General features: G+C 59.7%; 16 protein-coding genes. 11 read left to right on the top strand and 5 right to left on the bottom strand.

Features of this window, described 5'->3' with window-relative positions; all coding sequences use genetic code 11:
- The first annotated feature begins 174 nt into the window (after window positions 1–174).
- Window positions 175–588: an alternative ribosome rescue aminoacyl-tRNA hydrolase ArfB gene (gene arfB, locus PMI29_RS06755; RefSeq protein ID WP_008001818.1), complete on the top strand. Its 414-nt coding sequence runs from the start codon at window positions 175–177 to the stop codon at window positions 586–588.
- On the opposite strand, the gene PMI29_RS06760 is transcribed toward arfB, so the two are convergent.
- The 5 genes from PMI29_RS06760 to phhA form a co-directional block, all read right to left on the bottom strand.
- The gene (locus tag PMI29_RS06760; RefSeq protein WP_008001816.1) at window positions 585–1,784 is read right to left on the bottom strand and encodes an MFS transporter; all 1,200 of its coding nucleotides are present in this window, start codon (window positions 1,782–1,784) and stop codon (window positions 585–587) included. The genes arfB and PMI29_RS06760 overlap by 4 nt on opposite strands.
- Before the next feature lie 99 nt (window positions 1,785–1,883).
- A complete protein-coding gene (locus tag PMI29_RS06765) occupies window positions 1,884–2,081 on the bottom strand; it encodes a hypothetical protein (protein WP_008001814.1) in 198 nt (65 codons plus the stop codon).
- 480 nt (window positions 2,082–2,561) lie between these two features.
- Window positions 2,562–3,755, bottom strand: a complete 1,194-nt coding sequence (locus PMI29_RS06770) for an amino acid aminotransferase (RefSeq protein WP_008001809.1) — start codon at window positions 3,753–3,755, stop codon at window positions 2,562–2,564.
- The gene (locus tag PMI29_RS06775; RefSeq protein ID WP_007975310.1) at window positions 3,755–4,111 is read right to left on the bottom strand and encodes a 4a-hydroxytetrahydrobiopterin dehydratase; all 357 of its coding nucleotides are present in this window, start codon (window positions 4,109–4,111) and stop codon (window positions 3,755–3,757) included. The genes PMI29_RS06770 and PMI29_RS06775 overlap by 1 nt, the downstream gene beginning before the upstream one ends.
- A 105-nt stretch (window positions 4,112–4,216) precedes the next feature.
- Window positions 4,217–5,002, bottom strand: a complete 786-nt coding sequence (gene phhA, locus PMI29_RS06780; RefSeq protein WP_008001807.1) for a phenylalanine 4-monooxygenase — start codon at window positions 5,000–5,002, stop codon at window positions 4,217–4,219.
- A 383-nt stretch (window positions 5,003–5,385) separates the two neighbouring features.
- On the opposite strand from phhA, the gene PMI29_RS06785 reads away from it, so the two are divergent.
- From PMI29_RS06785 to PMI29_RS06830, 10 genes are all read left to right on the top strand, one after another.
- Complete coding sequence (locus PMI29_RS06785) at window positions 5,386–6,945, top strand: sigma-54-dependent phenylalanine hydroxylase transcriptional regulator PhhR (protein ID WP_008001805.1); 1,560 nt, start codon at window positions 5,386–5,388, stop codon at window positions 6,943–6,945.
- A 318-nt stretch (window positions 6,946–7,263) separates the two neighbouring features.
- Window positions 7,264–8,004 carry a flagellar basal body rod protein FlgF gene (locus tag PMI29_RS06790; RefSeq protein WP_008001803.1) on the top strand — a complete coding sequence of 247 codons (741 nt, stop codon included), beginning with the start codon at window positions 7,264–7,266 and terminating at the stop codon, window positions 8,002–8,004.
- Window positions 8,005–8,049: 45 nt separating this feature from the next.
- The gene (gene flgG, locus PMI29_RS06795; protein ID WP_007975316.1) at window positions 8,050–8,835 is read left to right on the top strand and encodes a flagellar basal-body rod protein FlgG; all 786 of its coding nucleotides are present in this window, start codon (window positions 8,050–8,052) and stop codon (window positions 8,833–8,835) included.
- Between the two features lie 51 nt (window positions 8,836–8,886).
- Window positions 8,887–9,582 (top strand): flagellar basal body L-ring protein FlgH, encoded by a 696-nt coding sequence (gene flgH, locus PMI29_RS06800; RefSeq protein WP_008001801.1) that lies wholly within the window; start codon window positions 8,887–8,889, stop codon window positions 9,580–9,582.
- A gap of 27 nt (window positions 9,583–9,609) precedes the next feature.
- Window positions 9,610–10,698, top strand: coding sequence for a flagellar basal body P-ring protein FlgI (locus PMI29_RS06805; protein WP_033052614.1), 1,089 nt, complete (start codon window positions 9,610–9,612; stop codon window positions 10,696–10,698).
- 11 nt (window positions 10,699–10,709) lie between these two features.
- Window positions 10,710–11,996, top strand: a complete 1,287-nt coding sequence (gene flgJ / locus PMI29_RS06810) for a flagellar assembly peptidoglycan hydrolase FlgJ (RefSeq protein ID WP_008001798.1) — start codon at window positions 10,710–10,712, stop codon at window positions 11,994–11,996.
- A gap of 23 nt (window positions 11,997–12,019) precedes the next feature.
- Window positions 12,020–14,032, top strand: coding sequence for a flagellar hook-associated protein FlgK (flgK, locus tag PMI29_RS06815; protein WP_008001796.1), 2,013 nt, complete (start codon window positions 12,020–12,022; stop codon window positions 14,030–14,032).
- 13 nt (window positions 14,033–14,045) lie between these two features.
- A complete protein-coding gene (locus PMI29_RS06820) occupies window positions 14,046–15,635 on the top strand; it encodes a flagellar hook-associated protein 3 (RefSeq protein ID WP_008001795.1) in 1,590 nt (529 codons plus the stop codon).
- Between the two features lie 302 nt (window positions 15,636–15,937).
- Entirely contained in the window at window positions 15,938–16,867 is a 930-nt protein-coding gene (locus tag PMI29_RS06825) for a ketoacyl-ACP synthase III (RefSeq protein ID WP_008001793.1), read from the top strand.
- Window positions 16,868–17,118: 251 nt separating this feature from the next.
- The gene (locus tag PMI29_RS06830) at window positions 17,119–18,570 is read left to right on the top strand and encodes a flagellin N-terminal helical domain-containing protein (protein WP_008001791.1); all 1,452 of its coding nucleotides are present in this window, start codon (window positions 17,119–17,121) and stop codon (window positions 18,568–18,570) included.
- Window positions 18,571–18,598: the final 28 nt, after the last annotated feature.

The raw sequence follows: 18,598 nt of genomic DNA, 5'->3' as shown, positions 1-18,598 counted from the left end.
TGGTGTCCAAAATTAGTTGACCAGTTCAGCCTGCTCGCGATAGCGGTGTGTCAGGTTAGTCAGATGTTGACTGACACGCCCTCATCGCGAGCAGGCTCGCTCCCACAGGGTTTAGTGGCGTGTTCAGTATCTGATTCGCGGTATCCTGCACGCTCTGTATACGGACGTTTTTCCATGCTGGTCATTTCCAACAACGTGCATCTGTCGGATGCCGAGATCGAGTTGACGGCCATTCGCGCCCAAGGCGCCGGTGGGCAGAACGTCAACAAGGTCTCCAGTGCCGTGCACCTGCGTTTTGACATTCCGGCGTCGTCCTTGCCCGAGTTCTACAAGGAGCGGCTGCTGGCGCTGCGCGACAGCCGCATCACCAGCGACGGTGTGTTGATCATCAAGGCCCAGCAGTACCGGACGCAGGAGCAGAACCGCGCCGATGCGCTGTTGCGGCTGACCGAGTTGATCCTCAGTGCCATCAAGGTCGAGAAGAAGCGCCGCCCGACCAAACCGACCCTCGGCTCGAAGACCCGTCGTCTCGAATCCAAGAGCAAGCGCGGCAACATCAAGGCCGGGCGCGGTAAGGTCGATTTCTAACGGGCGTCCCGCGCTTCGCGTTGCTTCGGTGCCTGGCGGTACAGATAGAGGCTCAGCATCAAACCGCTCAGGGCGGCGAGGGCGGCGAACAGGAAGATTGATGCAAAACCGAACCCGGCCGCAATCGCCCCGGCCAGCGGCCCGGTGATCCCCAGCGACAAGTCGATGAACAGCGAATAGGCGCCGACGGCCGCGCCACGGCTGGACGCCGGCACCAGATTGACCGCCTCTACTCCCAGCGCCGGAAACACCAGTGAAAAGCCGAAGCCGCTCAACGCAGCCCCCGCCAGTGCCCAATGCGCATCGGGTGCCAGCCACAGCAACAGCAATCCCAGGGTTTCCACCGACAGGCAGGCAATGGCTACGCGAAAGCCGCCGAGGCGGTTGATCAGGTTGCCGAACAGCAAACGCGCGCCGATGAAGCTGGCGCCGAACAGGCTCAGGCACAGCACCGCGTTGTCCCAGTGTTGCGTGGCGTAATACAGGGTGATGAAGGTGGCGATGGTGCCGAAACCAATGGAGCCCAGGGCCAGGCCACAGCCGTGGGGGAAGACCCGTCCGAGCACGTGTATGAACGGCAGGCGCTCACCGGCAACGATTGGCGCGGCGGTTTTCGGCCAGGCCAGCAGCAGACCGAGAATGGCAAGCAACACAATACTCACCCCCATGCTCCACAAGCCCAGTTGATGGACGAGCAACACCCCCAGGGGCGCGCCGACAGCCAGCGCGCCGTAGCTTGCGATCCCGTTCCACGAGATGACTTTGGCGGTATTCGCCGCGCCGACCCGGCCGATGCCCCAGCCAATCGAGCCCGAGCCCACCAGGCTTTCCGCGCTGCCGAGTACCAGTCGGCCGATCAGCAAGCTGATCAGGCTCAAGGCCGGCAGGCTCTGGGTCCAGGCGGAGATCAGCATGAACACACCGCTCAAGCCGCAGCCGGCCAGGCCGTACATGACCGCCAGCTTGCTGCCTTTGTTGTCGATGATTTTCCCGGCATACGGGCGGCTGAGCAGGGTGGCCAGGTATTGCACGCTGATCACCAGCCCCGCGATCACCGCGCCGAAGCCCAGGTCGCTGTGGACGTAACCGGGCAATACGGCCAGGGGGATGCCGATGTTCAGGTAGCCGATGAAGGTGAAAAGGACGATGGAAACAACTTGCAGCGTGACCGCCAGGGGGCGCTGGTTTTCAGGCATGGGTAAAGGTCCACGGTAAAGCAGGATAGATAGGCTGCTTATGATAGCGGTGTGGACGGTCACAGGTTGTGAAAAAGTAAAACTATTTGCCGGGCGGCGTCATTCAGGTTTGGCGGGAGCAACCAGCTGCGTGGTGACCAGGGCGGCCAGCGCATTTTCCTGGGTGCCGAAGCGGGCGAGCAAGGCGGCTTGTTTCTCGGGGGAGAGGCGATTCCAGATCTCGATCATTTTCTCGGCGGTGCCGATCAGGACGCTGGCCTGCTTTTCATCAAAGGTTTCGCTGAATTCATCGGTCATGGTGCAGGCTCGCGTTTCAGGCAGTGTGGAAAGCGCATGTTAGCGCTTTCCACACGGTCTGTACGGCGGGTGTTTCAGTCTTCTCTGTCAGCCTGGCGGCTGTCAGTGGCTTCTTTCGGCTGGGGCTGTTGAGCTCCGGCTTGCTGCGTGGTCGTCTGCTCAGGTACGTGCAGGCTTGGGAAGGGGAGATTAGGAATCTCGTGCATAGTCGCGCTCCTCGCTAAGTCTGTTGATAGATCTGGTAGATCCGCGCTTTAAAGAAAGCCTGGGCAGGATACAGCACTGAAAATGACAAACAGACTTTTATATCCATTTGTTTCGACGGATGGGGTTGTCTAGACAGGTCGGTAACAGCGACGCAGAACAAATGTGGGAGCGAGCTTGCTCGCGATGGCGGAGTGTCATTCAACGGTGAGATTGACTGATAGACCGCTATCGCGAGCAAGCTCGCTCCCACAGGGGGGTGCAGGGCTTGGGAGGTTACTTGCAGACCTTGGCAATCGCCTCGGCCAGCAGGTCCAGGCGCGTGGCATCGATGCCTGCGACGTTGGCCCGGCCGGAGTTGACCATGTACACACTGTGATGCTCCCGCAGGTTCTTCACCTGCTCCGGCGACAAACCAGTGTAGGAGAACATCCCGCGTTGCACGCCAATGTGCGCAAAGCGTTCGCGCAAACCGTGAGGGTCCAGTGCTTCCACCAGGCCGCTGCGCAGTTGGGCGATACGCAGGCGCATGGCTTCCACTTCGTCAGCCCAGAGGTTTTTCAGCTCCGAATCGCCAAGGATGGTCGCGACCACGGCAGCACCGTGATCCGGCGGTGTCGACCACAGGTTGCGGGCGATGTTGGCCAACTGGCTGCGAATATCGGTCAGCTTGTCGGCGGTTTTCGCGCAGACAATCAGCGCGCCGGTGCGGTCGCGGTACAGGCCGAAGTTTTTCGAGCAGGAACTGGTGATCAGCAGTTCCGGCAACTCGGCGGCGAACAGTCGGGTCGACCAGGCATCCTGTTCCAGACCATCGCCGAATCCTTGATACGCGAAGTCGATCAGTGGCAGCAGTTCGCGCTTGCGTACTACCTCCAGCACCCTCTGCCAGTCATCCTGGGACAGGTCGAAACCGGTCGGGTTGTGGCAGCAGGCGTGCAGCAACACCACGTCACCCTTGGGGGCTTCGTTGAGTGCCGCCAGCATGCCATCGACATCCAGTCGATTGTCACTGCCGACGTAGGGGTAGTGGCTGACCTTGACCTTGGCCGCCGCGAAAATGCTTTCGTGGATTGGCCAGGTCGGGTTGCTCAACCATACGCCACGCCCCGGCAGGCACTGGGCGATGAAGTCCGCGCTCAGACGCAAAGCTCCGGTGCCGCCCGGAGTCTGGGTGGCACCGGCGCGTTGTGCGCTGATCAGCTTCGAGTCGGCGCCCAGCACCAGCTCATTGATGGCCTTGCCAAACGCCGGCTCGCCGTGCCCACCGATGTAGGTCTTGGTGGACTGATGGTCCACCAGGCGCTGTTCGGCAAGCTTCACCGACTCGAGAATCGGCGTCAGGCCCTGGGCGTCTTTGTAGACACCCACGCCCAAATCGAACTTGCGCGGGTTCGGGTCCTGCGCGTAGGCCTCCATCAGGCCGAGGATCGGGTCGCCAGGCACTCGACCGATGGCGTCGAAATGCATTACTTGCGGCCCTCGGCGTCCTTGGCCACTTCGTCAGTGCGCGCGGCCATGATGAAGTCGTTGCGGTGCAGACCCTTGATCGAGTGGCTCCACCAGGTCACGGTGACTTTGCCCCACTCGGTCAGCAGGCCCGGGTGATGGCCTTCAGCTTCGGAGATTTCACCGACGGCGTTGGTGAACGCCAGGGCGTGCTTGAAGTTCTTGAACAGGAAGACTTTTTCCAGCTGCATGATGCTGTCACGTACTTCGATGTTCCAGTCCGGGATCTGCTTGATCAGGATCGGCAGTTCTTCATCGCTGACTTGTGGGGCGTCGGCGCGGCAGGCTTCGCAATGGGCTTGGTTCAAAGTGGACATGGTGTGTTTCCTGAAATCGAGTGTTTTTATATCGGTCGACAGTACCGTCACGCTAAACCAAAGCGACGGTGACTGACAGACTCACTTGTCAGCAAAAGTCGCGGTTCACGCAGCCTTTGGCGGAAATTTCGGTGTGTGCAGACCCATCTGCATCGCTTGCTTGACCATGCCCATGATGTCTTCGTGGGCCAGGTCGAACAGGCGCTTGAGGTTCGGCAGAACGAAATACAGGGGCTGCAGGATGTCGATGCGGTAAGGCGTGCGCATGCATTCCAGCGGGTCGAAGGCTTGATGTTCAGGCTCGTTCGACAGGCAGTAAACGGTTTCCTTCGGTGAAGACAGAATGCCGCCGCCGTAGATGCGCTGGCCTTGCGGGGTATCGACCAGGCCGAACTCGATGGTCATCCAGTACAGGCGCGCCAGGTACACGCGTTCTTCCTTCGAAGCCTTGAGGCCGAGCTTGCCGTAGGTGTGGGTGAATTCGGCGAACCAGGGGTTGGTCAGCAGCGGGCAGTGACCAAAGATCTCGTGGAAAATGTCCGGCTCTTGCAGGTAGTCCAGTTCTTCGCGGGTACGAATAAAGGTCGCCACCGGAAACTGCTTGCTGGCCAGCAGTTCGAAAAAGGTCTGGAAGGGAATCAGTGCGGGAACCCGGGCAACCTGCCAACCGGTGGTTTCACCGAGGACCTTGTTGATTTCGCCGAGTTGAGGAATGCGGTCGTGGGGCAGACCGAGTTTTTCGATACCGTCCAGGTACTCCTGGCACGCACGCCCTTCGATCACTTTCAGTTGACGAGTGATCAGCGTGTTCCACACCGCGTGTTCTTCGGCGGGGTAGTCGATAAAACCTTGCGCATCGGGCTCGCGAGCCACGTATTGCGTCTGCTTCATGCTGCTCTCCTGCTAGGGAATTTCGTTCTTGTTATGTACTGCTATGGACCTAGAAATACCCCAAGGATTGCACCGTTGCAGCAGGGGCTCGGCGTCTCGGGCAGGAAAACCCATCGATAATCGTAAAGTTTTCGTTACGTTATGGTGGTTGGCGCGTAGCTACTGAGATTTGCAGGTATGAAAAACGCTTTGTCTGTCACATAATCTTGACGACTTTCTGAGTGCCTCGGCAGAAAAATATGCCCGAAGGCGCTGCAATACCCTTGTGGGAGCGAGCTTGCTCGCGATGAGGGTGTGTCAGAAGAGATTAATTTGCATGACCCACCGCTATCGCGAGCAAGCTCGCTCCCACAGGTTCAATCACTGCTTTTTCGGGCCTTTATATGCGTATCAAAGTCCATTGCCAGAACCGCATCGGCATCCTGCGCGACATTCTCAATCTGTTGGTGGAGTACGGGATCAACGTGGCCCGCGGCGAGGTGGGCGGTGAACATGGCAACGCCATCTACCTGCATTGCCCGAACCTGATCAACATTCAGTTCCAGGCCTTGCGTCCGAAATTCGAAGCGATTGCCGGGGTTTTTGGCGTCAAGCGTGTAGGGCTGATGCCCAGCGAGCGTCGGCACATGGAGCTCAATGCACTGCTCGGTGCGCTGGAGTTTCCGGTGCTGTCGATCGACATGGGCGGTTCCATTGTCGCGGCCAACCGGGCGGCGGCGCAGTTGCTCGGGGTGCGGGTCGACGAGGTGCCGGGGATTCCCCTGTCGCGGTACGCCGAAGATTTCGATCTGCCGGAACTGGTGCGCGCCAACAAGTCGCGGATCAACGGGCTGCGGGTGAAGGTCAAGGGCGATGTGTTCCTGGCTGACATCGCTCCGCTGCAATCGGAACATGATGACAGCGAGGCCATGGCCGGTGCGGTGCTGACGCTGCACCGCGCCGACCGGGTGGGCGAACGCATCTACAACGTGCGCAAGCAGGAGTTGCGTGGCTTCGACAGCATCTTCCAGAGCTCGAAAGTCATGGCCGCGGTGGTGCGCGAAGCGCGGCGCATGGCGCCATTGGATGCGCCGCTGTTGATAGAAGGCGAAACCGGTACCGGCAAAGAGTTGTTGGCGCGGGCCTGCCATCTGGCCAGTCCTCGCGGGCAGTCGCCATTGATGGCGCTCAATTGCGCCGGTCTGCCGGAGTCCATGGCCGAGACGGAGTTGTTCGGTTACGGCCCGGGTGCCTTTGAAGGGGCGCGGGCCGAGGGCAAACTCGGGCTGCTGGAATTGACGGCGGGCGGTACGCTGTTTCTCGATGGCGTCGGGGAAATGAGTCCGCGCTTGCAGGTGAAATTGCTGCGCTTTTTGCAGGATGGCTGCTTCCGTCGTGTGGGCAGTGATGAAGAGGTCTACCTCGACGTGCGAGTGATCTGCGCGACCCAGGTCGACCTGTCCGAATTGTGCGCTCGCGGCGAGTTCCGCCAGGACCTGTATCACCGCTTGAATGTGTTGTCGCTGCACATCCCGCCGTTGCGCGAATGCCTCGACGGCTTGACGCCGCTGGTGGAGCACTTCCTCGATCAGGCAAGCCGGCAGATCGGCTGTCCGCTGCCCAAGCTCGCTCCGGCGGCCATGGAGCGGCTCAGTCATTACCATTGGCCGGGTAACGTGCGGCAACTGGAGAACGTGCTGTTCCAGGCGGTTTCCCTGTGCGACGGCGGCACGGTCAAGGCCGAGCATATTCGCCTGCCGGATTATGGTGTGCGTCAGCCCCTTGGCGATTTTTCGCTGGAGGGTGGGCTGGACGAAATCGTCGGGCGTTTCGAAAAAGCCGTGCTGGAGCGGCTGTATTCCGAGCATCCGAGCAGTCGGCAACTGGGCAAGCGCCTGGGGGTTTCGCATACCACCATTGCCAACAAATTGCGCGACTATGAGGTGGGCAAGAACGAGTCCTGACTTAAGCTTGCTGTGTTTGTGCCGGCCTCTTCGCGGGCAAGCCCGCTCCCACAGGTTTTGTGAACGCTACAGACTACTGTGGGAGCGGGCTTGCCCGCGAAGGCGACAGATCAGTCACTCAAGAGGCCGGCACTTGCCACCCACCGGCATGACACCGCCGGTTTTTCGTCTCTGATACAAATCGCAAATCCCCTCTGAATCCTAAAAGTCCCCTGTTTGCCGGGCCTGGCGCCGCCAAAAACAAGTTGGTCTGCTAATTGCTTATGGCTCAGCAGTACAGCAGTGGACGGCAAACGTCCGGCAGGCAGAGGACAGAGTGTGGATAAGTACCTTTATGTGGCAATGACCGGCGCCAGCCAGAATGCACTGGCGCAAAAGGCTCATGCCAACAACCTCGCGAACATCTCCACCAACGGCTTCCAGAAAGACCTGGAGCAGGCCCGTTCGATGCCGGTGTTCGGTGACAGCTTTCCGGCGCGTGCGTTTGCCATGTCCGAGCGCCCGGCCACGGATTTCTCCCCAGGCTCACTGGTGGAAACCGGTCGCGACCTCGACGTTGCCGTGCAAGGCAACGGCTGGATTGCCGTACAGAATCCCGACGGCGGTGAAAGCTATGTGCGCACCGGCAGCCTGAACGTTGACGCTCTGGGCGTGCTGCGCGCCGGCAACGGCATGCCGGTCATGGGCAATGGCGGGCCGATTGCCGTGCCGCCCGAGCAGCAGATCGAAGTCGGTGAGGACGGCACCATCAGCATCCGCGCGATGGGCGAAGGGCCTCGGGTGATGGCTGAAGTCGACCGCATCAAGCTGGTCAACCCGGACTTCAAGAACATGACCAAGGGCCTGGATGGTTCGATCCACACCAAGGACGGCAAGCCGGCGCAGGCCGATGCCAACGTCAAGCTGGTGTCCGGGTTCCTCGAGTCGAGCAACGTCAATGCCGTGGAAGAGATGACCTCGGTACTGGCCTTGTCCAAGCAGTTCGAGCTGCACATCAAGATGATGAACACCGCCAAAGACGATGACCAGGCCATGGCTCGGGTCTTGCAGATCAGCTAATTACCAGAACGTCGCGCCGTAAAACAGGCGCACGAGGAGAATCGAATGCTTCCGGCTCTATGGGTTGCCAAAACAGGTTTGTCCGCCCAGGACACCAACCTGACCACCATTTCCAACAACCTGGCCAACGTGTCGACCACGGGTTTCAAACGTGACCGCGCCGAGTTCCAGGACCTGCTCTACCAGATCAAGCGTCAGCCAGGCGCCCAGTCGACCCAGGACAGCGAACTGCCGTCGGGTCTGCAACTGGGTACCGGTGTGCGCATCGTCGGCACCCAGAAAAACTTCACCGCCGGCAGCCTGCAAACAACCGAGCAGCCACTGGACATGGCCATCGATGGTCGCGGTTTCTTCCAGATCCTGCAACCGGACGGCACTACGTCCTACACCCGCGACGGTACGTTCCACCTGGACTCCAACGGCCAGATCGTCAACGCCAGCGGCTTTGCCCTGGAGCCGGCCATTGTCATCCCGAACGACGCGCAGACCTTCACGGTCGGTCGCGACGGCACCGTGTCCATCACCGTTGCCGGCAACCCGGCTGCCCAGGTGATCGGCAACCTGCAAACCGCCGACTTCATCAACCCGGCCGGCCTGCAGGCGGTGGGCAACAACCTGTTCCTGGAAACCGCCGCCAGTGGCGCGCCGCAAGTCGGCACACCGGGCCTGAACGGTTTCGGCACCACCCTGCAGAACACCCTGGAAACGTCCAACGTCAGCACCGTTGAGGAGATGGTCAACATGATCACCACCCAGCGTGCCTACGAGATGAACTCCAAGGTGATCTCCACCGCCGACCAGATGCTCTCGTTCGTAACGCAGAATCTGTAATCAGTCTATGAGGCGGCCATGAGGCTGCCTGCAACACCGTGAGGTAGGGTCATGAATCGCTATGTATCTGTTCTGGCACTGAGTGGGATCGCCGCGCTCGCAGGTTGCGTGCCTGCGACGCCCAAGCCCAACGACCCTTACTACGCTCCGGTGTTGCCACGCACGCCGTTGCCAGCCGCCGCGAACAATGGCTCGATCTACCAGGCCGGTTTCGAACAGAACCTCTACAGCGACCGCAAGGCGTTCAGGATCGGTGACATCATCACCATCACCCTGAACGAAAGGACCCAGGCCAGCAAAAACGCCAACTCGCAAATTGGCAAGAACAGCAAGGCCAACATCGGCCTGACCTCGCTGTTCGGCACCAGCGCCACCACCAACAACCCGTTCGGTGATGGCGACCTGAGCCTGAGCGCCAGCTACGAAGGTGACCGCGCCACCAAGGGGGACAGCAAGGCGGCGCAGGGCAACACCCTGACCGGTTCGATCACCGTGACCGTCGCCGATGTGTTGCCCAACGGCATCATCGCGGTGCGCGGCGAGAAGTGGATGACCCTCAACACCGGCGATGAACTGGTACGGATTGCCGGCCTCGTTCGCGCCGATGACATCTCTACCGACAACACCGTGTCGTCGACCCGTGTCGCCGATGCGCGCATCACCTACTCGGGCACCGGCTCGTTTGCCGATGCGAGTCAGCCAGGCTGGTTCGACCGTTTCTTCCTCAGCCCGCTGTTCCCTTTCTAGGTGGCTACGTTGAATTTCAGAAGTCTCATGATGGCTGCGTTCCTGATGTCCGCAGCGTTCAACGTTCAAGCCGAGCGCCTGAAGGACATCGCCAGCATTTCCGGCGTGCGCTCCAACCAATTGATCGGTTACGGCCTGGTGGTCGGGCTTAACGGCACCGGTGACCAGACGACGCAAACCCCGTTCACCTTGCAGACCTTCAACAACATGCTCTCGCAGTTCGGCATCAAGGTGCCGCCGGGTTCGGGCAACGTGCAGTTGAAGAATGTCGCGGCGGTGTCGATCAGTGCCGATCTGCCAGCGTTCGCCAAGCCGGGGCAGCAGGTCGACATCACCGTTTCCTCCATCGGTAACTCCAAGAGTTTGCGCGGCGGCACCTTGCTGCTGACGCCACTCAAAGGTATCGACGGTAACGTCTATGCGGTGGCCCAGGGCAACCTGGTGGTTGGCGGATTCGATGCCGAAGGTCGAGACGGCTCGAAGATCACCGTCAACGTTCCGTCGGCCGGTCGCATCCCTGGTGGTGCATCGGTGGAGCGCGCGGTACCGAGCGGTTTCAACCAGGGCAACAGCCTGACGCTGAACCTCAACCGTTCCGACTTCACCACAGCCAAGCGCGTCGTCGACAAGATCAACGACATGCTCGGCCCTGGCGTGGCCCAGGCCATCGACGGCGGTTCGATTCGCGTCACCGCGCCGCTCGATCCGAGCCAGCGGGTCGACTACCTGTCGATCCTGGAGAACCTGGAAATCGATCCGGGCCAGGCGGTGGCGAAAGTCATCATCAACTCCCGTACCGGCACCATCGTGATCGGCCAGAACGTCAAGGTTTCCCCGGCCGCCGTGACCCACGGCAGCCTGACCGTGACCATCACCGAAGACCCGATCGTCAGTCAGCCCGGCCCGCTGTCCAATGGCACCACTGCGGTCGTGCCGCGTTCGAAGGTCAACGCCCAGCAGGAAGCCAAGCCGATGTTCAAGTTCGGCCCTGGCACCACCCTCGACGAGATCGTGCGAGCGGTGAACCAGGTCGGCGCGGCACCGGGTGACTTGATGGCCATCCTCGAAGCGCTGAAGCAGGCCGGCGCCCTGCAAGCCGACCTGATCGTGATCTGAGGACGGCCATCGTGGATATGCGCAAGAGCGGTCTGGTCAGCAGCAGCGATTCGGGCTCCTATTCGGACCTCAATCGTCTGAATCAGCTCAAGGTCGGCGACAAGAACAGCGACGGCAACCTGCGCAAGGTGGCGCAGGAGTTCGAATCGCTGTTCCTCGGGGAAATGCTCAAGTCGATGCGCTCGGCCACCGAGGCGCTAGGGCAGGACAATCCGATGAACACGCCGGCGGCCAAGCAGTACCAGGAAATGTACGACCAGCAGTTGGCCGTTTCCATGTCCCGCGAGGGCGGTGGTATTGGCCTGGCAGACGTGCTGATGCGCCAGATGTCGAAGAACAAATCGCTGGCCCCGGGTGAAGCCGCCGCAGCGTCTCTGGCCAAGCAAGAGGCTGCGATAGCAGCCGTGCAAACGCCGGTGGCGGCCGGCGCGGTGGCAATCAATGGGCCGCTGTCGCGGGTCAACGGCCAGCGTCCGTTGTGGGCTTCGCGCTCGGTCCATGCACCGCAGGAGGCGGGTGAGGGTGGTCATCGCAATGACATGGCGCTGATCAATCAGCGACGCCTGGCATTGCCGCCGAAGCTGGCTGATCGGTTGTTGGCAGGGCTGGTGCCTTCGGCGACGACCACGGCTACGATGGTCAACAAAACGCAATTGCCAGAGCGTACGACGACCACCGGCTCGGGGGCGCTGTACAACGGCGACTGGCTGGCGAACGCGCAGCAGGCTGCCGGCGGTGGCATGCAGATTTATGGTCGCGCCATGGCGCAGATTCCTCTGGCGCCGGCGAAGAAAGCCTTCAATTCCGCCGACGATTTCGTCAACACCATGTTGCCGATGGCCAGGGAAGCGGCGGCCCGGATTGGTGTCGATCCACGTTACCTGGTGGCTCAGGCAGCCCTGGAAACCGGTTGGGGCAAATCGGTCATGCGCCAGCAGGACGGCAGCAGCAGCCACAACCTGTTCGGCATCAAGGCCGGCAACAGTTGGCAGGGCAATTCGGCGCGGGCGATCACCAGCGAATTCAGAAACGGGCAGATGGTCAAGGAGACGGCGCAGTTCCGTTCCTACGACTCTTACAAGGACAGCTTTCACGACCTTGTGACTTTGCTGCAGACCAATAATCGCTATCAAGATGTCGTGAAGTCGGCCGATAACCCAGAACAGTTTGTACGCGAGTTGCAGAAGGCCGGTTACGCAACCGACCCGGACTACGCAAGCAAGATTTCGCAGATAGCCAGGCAGATGACGAGTTACCAGAACTACGCTGCGGCGGGCGTTTCCACCACGCCTTTATAGGCACAAGGTATAAGGTCTGAACCATGAGTTTGCTCAATATCGGGATGTCGGGGCTGTCCGCCAGCCACGCTTCGTTGGTGACTACCGGTAATAACATTTCCAACGTCGATACCGTCGGGTACTCGCGCCAACAAACTGTACAGGGCACCAAAGGCTCTATTCAGTACGGCAATGTGTTCATCGGCACCGGCACGACGCTGGCCGATGTGCGTCGGGTGTACAACAGCTACCTCGATGCACAGTTGCAGACCACTACTTCGCTCAACGGGGATGCGCAGGCTTATCTGGGGCAGGCCACTCAGGTGGACAAACTGCTGTCCGACAGTGGCACCGGCATCACCAAAACACTGCAGTCGTTCTTCTCGTCGTTGCAGACGCTGTCCGCCAGCTCCAACGACAACGCTGCACGCCAGGCGCTGTTGACCAATGCCCAGGGCTTGAGCAACCGCTTCAACGCCATGTCCCAGCAATTGACGCAACAGAACACCTACATCAACGATCAGTTGGGCTCGATGGCCGAGCAGGTCAACAAGCTGGCATCGACTGTCGCGGCGTACAACAAGAGAATCAGTGAAGTCAGCAGTTCGAGTGGCGCGCCCAACGAACTGCTGGACCAGCGCAACGAAACCATTCGCCAGCTCAATGAGCTGGTCGGCACTCAGGTCACCGAAACCGAAGGCCGGCTGGATATCTACCTGGGTAGCGGCCAGCCGTTGGTTGTCGGCGACACGGTCAATAAATTGCGCATGGCGGCAGACCCGACCGACCCGACCCGTTCCTCGATCATCATGGATCGTGGCAGTTCGTCGATCGACATCACGGGCGTGATGAGCGGCGGCCAGATGGGTGGGTTGTTGCGCTATCGCACTGAAGTGTTGACGCCAGCGGTCAATGGCCTGGGTCGCATCGCCATGGTTGTGGCGGATCAGGTCAACAAGCAGTTGGGGCAGGGCCTGGACCAGAACGGCAACTTCGGCGCGGCGCTGTTCAACAACATCAACAGCGCGGCGGCCATCAGTCAGCGCAGCATCGCCAGTGCGAACAACAACCCGGCCTCCGGCAACCTGAATGTCACGATCAAGGACGCCAGCAAGCTGCAGGCCAGTGACTATCAGGTGTCCATAACGGCCACGGGCTACAACGTGCGTCGCTTGTCGGATAACACCGACATGGGCAACTTCGCTTTCGCAACACCTCCTGCTGCTGATCCGGTCATCGATGGCTTCAGCCTGAGCCTGAACGCAGGTTCGGTAACCGCCGGCGACAGCTTCAAAGTTACCCCGACGCGCAGCTCCGCCGCGGACATGGCCACGGTCATGACCGACGCCAAAACCCTGGCCACGGCCGCTCCGCTGAGCTCTTCCAAAGCCTCGGGCAATGACGGCACCGGTGCTGTCAGTCAGCCGAAACTTAACACTGCCCTGGATATATACGATCCGGTCCAGCGTCTGGAAGTGCAGACGGCGGTCAAGGCATCGATGCCGGTTCGCATGCTCATGACCAGCGCCACGGCCTATGAAGTGTTCGACGCCAAGGGCAACAGCATCGGTACCGGCAACATCGTGCCAGGCCAGAACAACGACCTTAACATTGCCGTGCCTTACACCGATGCCGGTGGCAATGCCAAAACCTTCAGCGTGGGGATGACCGTCAGCGGCAGCCCGGCTTCGGGCGACAGTTTCAACATTTCCATGACCGCGGCCGGCAGCACCGACAACCGCAATGCTTCGGCCTTGCTCGGTCTGCAAACCAAGGCAACGGTGGGTGCCACTGCCACTAGCCCGGGTGTGAGTTTTACCGAGGCGTATGGTGGCCTGGTGTCAAGCGTTGGCTCCCAGACCAAGCAGGCCCAGATGGACGGTACGGCCACTGACACCATCCTGACCGGGGCGCGAAACGCCCGTGACTCGCTGTCGGGGGTCGATCTCGATGAAGAGGCCGGTAACCTGACCAAGTTTCAGCAGTACTACACGGCGTCTTCGCAGATCATCAAGACTGCGCAGGAAATTTTCAGCACTCTGATCAATGCCCTTTAAGGAGCCGTAGAACATGCGTATTTCTACAGCACAGTATTACGCGACGACGGCTGCCAACTACTCTCGCAACCTCAACAACGTGATGAAGTCCGCCGAGCAGGCCAGTAGCGGCATCAAGCTTGAGACGGCGGCGGATGATCCGGTCGGCGCAGCCCGCCTTCTGCAACTTGAGCAGCAAAAAGCCATGTTGGGTCAGTACACCACCAACATCAACGCGTTGAACACGGCTCAAGCGCAAGAAGAGGGCGTGCTGGACAGCATCAACAACGTGCTGCAGAAAGTCAGCGAGTTGGCGGTACGTGCCGGTGGCGGTTCGTTGAATGACGATGACCGTAAATCCATTGCCGCAGAACTCAAGCAATCCGAAGAGCAGTTGCTGAGCTTGATGAACAGCAAGGACGCCAACGGCAAGTACATCTTCTCCGGCGCCAGCAACAATACTCAGCCATTTGTGCGCAACAGTGACGGCACCTACAGCTATCAGGGTGACCAGACTCAGCTGGAGCTGAAGATCGGTGACTCGATGTCGCTGGGCCTGAACGATACCGGTTGGGACGTTTTCCAGCAGGCGATCAACGCCGCTCGCAGTTCGACCACCATGCTCACGCCACCCGTCGATGATGGGCGCGTCAGTCTGTCGCCAGGCCTGGTGAGCTCCGGTCCGGCCTTTGATGCGAACTTCCGCGGCGGCGAGCCTTACAAGTTGCAGTTCACCAGTAGTACCCAGTTCGTGATCACCGATGCCACCGGCGCCGACAGGACTGCCGAGGCGACTGGCGGAGGGGTGTTCGACCCGAATGCCAAGGGCGGCTCCGACATCAACTTCCGCGGCGTGACGTTCAAACTGGACATCACTCCCCAGGCTGGCGATAACGCCACCAACATCGATGGCTTCATCGCCACTCACAGTTTCGAGTTGTCGGCCAAGCCGGACAGCTTCGTCAGCAACCGTGCCCCGAGCAACGGATCGACGGTTGTCGTGAGCAATGCAACGGTGAGCAACGCCGCTGATTACAACAGCTTTTTTCCTGAAGGCGGGGCGGTCCTGAAGTTCACAGGTCCCGGGACCTTCGATCTGTACGCCCGTCCGTTGACCAGCAGCAGCACGCCTGTAACCTCAGGGACCGTGGTGGCTGGCGTGGCGACAGCGGCCGGTGTCGACTTTACCCTGAGTGGCGGCACGCCTCCCGGCGTGCTCAATTCGGGTGACCAGTTCGATATCGCGGTCAATACGCACCAGACTCAGAGCGTACTCGACACCATCAGCCAGCTGCGTTCGGCGCTCGACACGCCGACCCAGGGCAACCCGACCGCGCAACGTTTTCTGGAAGACACGGTGGCTTCGGCCATTGCCAACCTGAACAACGGCAAGAATCAGGTCGACCTGGCGCGTGGTGCGATCGGTGCCCGGGGCAATGTAATGGACATGCAGACGGACCAGAACTCCAGCACCGGCCTGATCAACGAATCGACGGGTAACTCGATCAAGAATGCCGACCCGGCGGAAGTGCTGACGCGTCTGACCTTGCAGCAAACCATGCTGCAGGCCGCGCAACTGGCCTTCGCCAAGGTTTCCCAGTTGAGCCTGTTCAACAAGCTTTGAGTCGGTCTTGACCGCTCGCGGCCAGCCCCTGTCACAGGGGGCTGGCTTTTTTTTGCTTTTTTTGGGGGTAGAGCGAGGCGGGATCTGGACCACAAAATCAAATAAAGCGGTGAACTCTGAGTGACCCGTCAGTCAAAACGCGCATCTTCACTGTATCCTGTCTGCGGGCGGTGAAGGTGGCGGGCTGTTCAAGGTGTTTTTCTTGAGCCCCGATGTTGCCTCCTCTGGGGCCAGGCCCTGACTGTAGACGCCCTCGATTCAGCGAGCGGCGATGTTCAGCTGTTTATTATTGGGAAGCCATAATGATTGGCATAAAAAATATAGCGAGTTACGTGCCGGCAGCCGGGATTGATAATTACGCCCAGGGTGCAAAGTTCGACAAGGACGAAACCTTTATCCTTGGCAAAATCGGTTCTGCGTTTTTGCCGCGCATGGATGCTGATCAGGAAACTTCCGATTTGTGTGTCGAAGCAGCCAATGCGCTGTTCGCCGCCAGTCCAGAACTCAAGCGTGATTCCATTGACTGCTTGATCGTCGTCACCCAGAACGGTGATGAAGAAGGGTTGCCGCACACCGCCGCAATCGTTCAGGACAAGCTGGGCTTGCCGACCCATGTCGCCGCTTTCGATATTTCCCTCGGTTGTTCCGGTTACGTGTACGGCATCTATGCGATCAAAGGCTTCATGGAAGCGGCAGGGCTGAAAAATGGCCTGCTGATCACCGCCGATCCTTATTCGAAGATCGTCGACCCGGAAGACCGCAACACCACGATGCTGTTCGGCGATGCCGCTACCGCCACATGGATGGGCGAAAACGCTGTCTGGCAGCTCGGCAAGTCTAAGTTCGGCACTGACGGTTCCGGTGCGCCGCATCTGAAAGTCTCTGACGGTGTGTTCTTCATGAATGGTCGTCAGGTGTTCAACTTTGCCTTGTTGAAAGTCCCGGCGCACCTGCATGAGTTGCTGGATGAGTCCAATCTGCAAGCGCAGGATATCGATGCCTTCTGCATTCACCAGGGCAGTGCGGCCATCGTCGATGCCGTGGCACGCCGCTTTGAAGAAGGTGATCCGGAGAAATTCGTCAAGGATATGCTCGAAACCGGTAATACCGTCTCGTCGAGTATTCCGCTGCTGTTGCAGAACCACGTGTTCGATTCCAAGTGGACCCGTGTGGCCATCAGCGGCTTCGGTGTAGGCCTGTCGTGGGGCTCGGCGATTCTTTATCGCGGCTGACTGGCTCGGTCGCAGTGGCAATAAAAAACGCCCGGAAATTTACATTTCCGGGCGTTTTGCGTTTTTCTGACGCCGACTTTCTGGCTCCAATGCCTTGAAAATAAAGGGCTGGCACCCTGCCACTAAAAAATTCAAAAAAACCCCTCAAGCAAAGCCTCATCACGACGATAACTATTACGTAGGTTCTCTAGGCCACACCAGGCGGTAGCCAGGGCCGGAAGCCGCAGTATCCATCCAACGAGGATTTCGTCATGGCTTTAACCGTAAACACTAACCTTGCTTCCTTGACCGTTCAGAACAACCTGAACAAAGCTTCCGGCAATCTGCAAACTTCGATGCAGCGCCTGTCCTCCGGCCTGCGTATCAACAGCGCTAAAGACGACGCTGCCGGCCTGCAGATTTCCAACCGTCTGACCAGCCAGATCAACGGCCTGGGCACTGCCATCAAGAACGCCGGTGACGGTATCTCCATCGCGCAAACTGCTGAAGGCGCGATGCAGGAATCCACCAACATCCTGCAGAAAATGCGTACCCTGGCTCTGGCTTCCGCGAACGGCTCGCCAAGCGATGACGACCGTAAGTCGAACAACGCTGAATACTCCGCGCTGACTGCTGAGCTGACCCGTATCGCCAACACCACTACTTTCGGTGGTCGTAACCTGCTGGACGGTTCTTTCGGTACTACTGCTTTCCAGGTGGGCGCCAACGCCAACCAGACCATCAACATGACTCTGGGTGATGTGTCGGCTACCAACATCGGCTCCCAGCAGATGAAATCCAAGGCAATCGCACCGAGCGCAACTGGTGTGGCTACTGGTCCTATCACTCTGGTGGGTGGTGGCCAGACCGCTACTTTCACCGTTGGTGCTGGTGACTCGGCCAAAACTACTGCTGCCCAGATCAACAAAGCAGCTGTTGGTGGCGTGACTGCAACTGCCAGCACTGAAGCTCAATTCACCGTCAACACCGCAGCAATCACTGGTGCTGCTTCCGGTAGCGCCAACTTCACCGTTAACGTAGGTGGTGTAGCAGGCGTTGGCGGTACCACAGTTTCCATGGTAGGTGTGACCACCACCGCTGAACTGGCGGACCAACTGAAATCCAACGCTGCCAAATTGGGCATCAGCGTTAACTACGATGCCAAAGCCAACACTCTGTCGGTTAAATCCGACACTGGTGAAAACATTGCCCTGAACGCCGGTGACACTGGTGCAGTAGCTGGTATCGCTATTGCGGCCAAAGACGGTTCCGGTGTCTACGGTGCTGCCGTTCCTGCCGCCGCTACCGTTGTTCAGGTGACTGGTGCTATCTCCCTGAACTCCGCCAACAGCTATTCGATGAGCGGTGGTGGTGTTGCCGGCCTGTTTGCAACCACCAGCTCGGCTAAAACCACTGTTGCCGCCACTGACGTGACCACTGCAGCCAACGCTCAGAACGCTATCGACGTGATCAGCCAGGCGATCTCGGCCATCGACTCCCAGCGTGCCGACCTCGGTGCGGTACAAAACCGTTTCGACAGCACCGTGGCCAACCTGCGCAGCATCTCGGACAACTCCACTTCTGCTCGTGGCGTGATCCAGGACGTTGACTTCGCAGCAGAAACTGCTCAGCTGACCAAGCAACAAACCCTGCAACAGGCTTCCACCGCGATCCTGTCCCAGGCTAACCAGCTGCCATCGGCTGTGCTGAAGCTGCTGGGTTGATTCCGGCGCTTGGTAACTGACGGAAGGG

The organism is Pseudomonas sp. GM49 (genome assembly GCF_000282355.1).
Classification (GTDB): Bacteria; Pseudomonadota; Gammaproteobacteria; order Pseudomonadales; family Pseudomonadaceae; genus Aquipseudomonas.
This window is presented reverse-complemented; position numbering and strand designations above follow the sequence as displayed.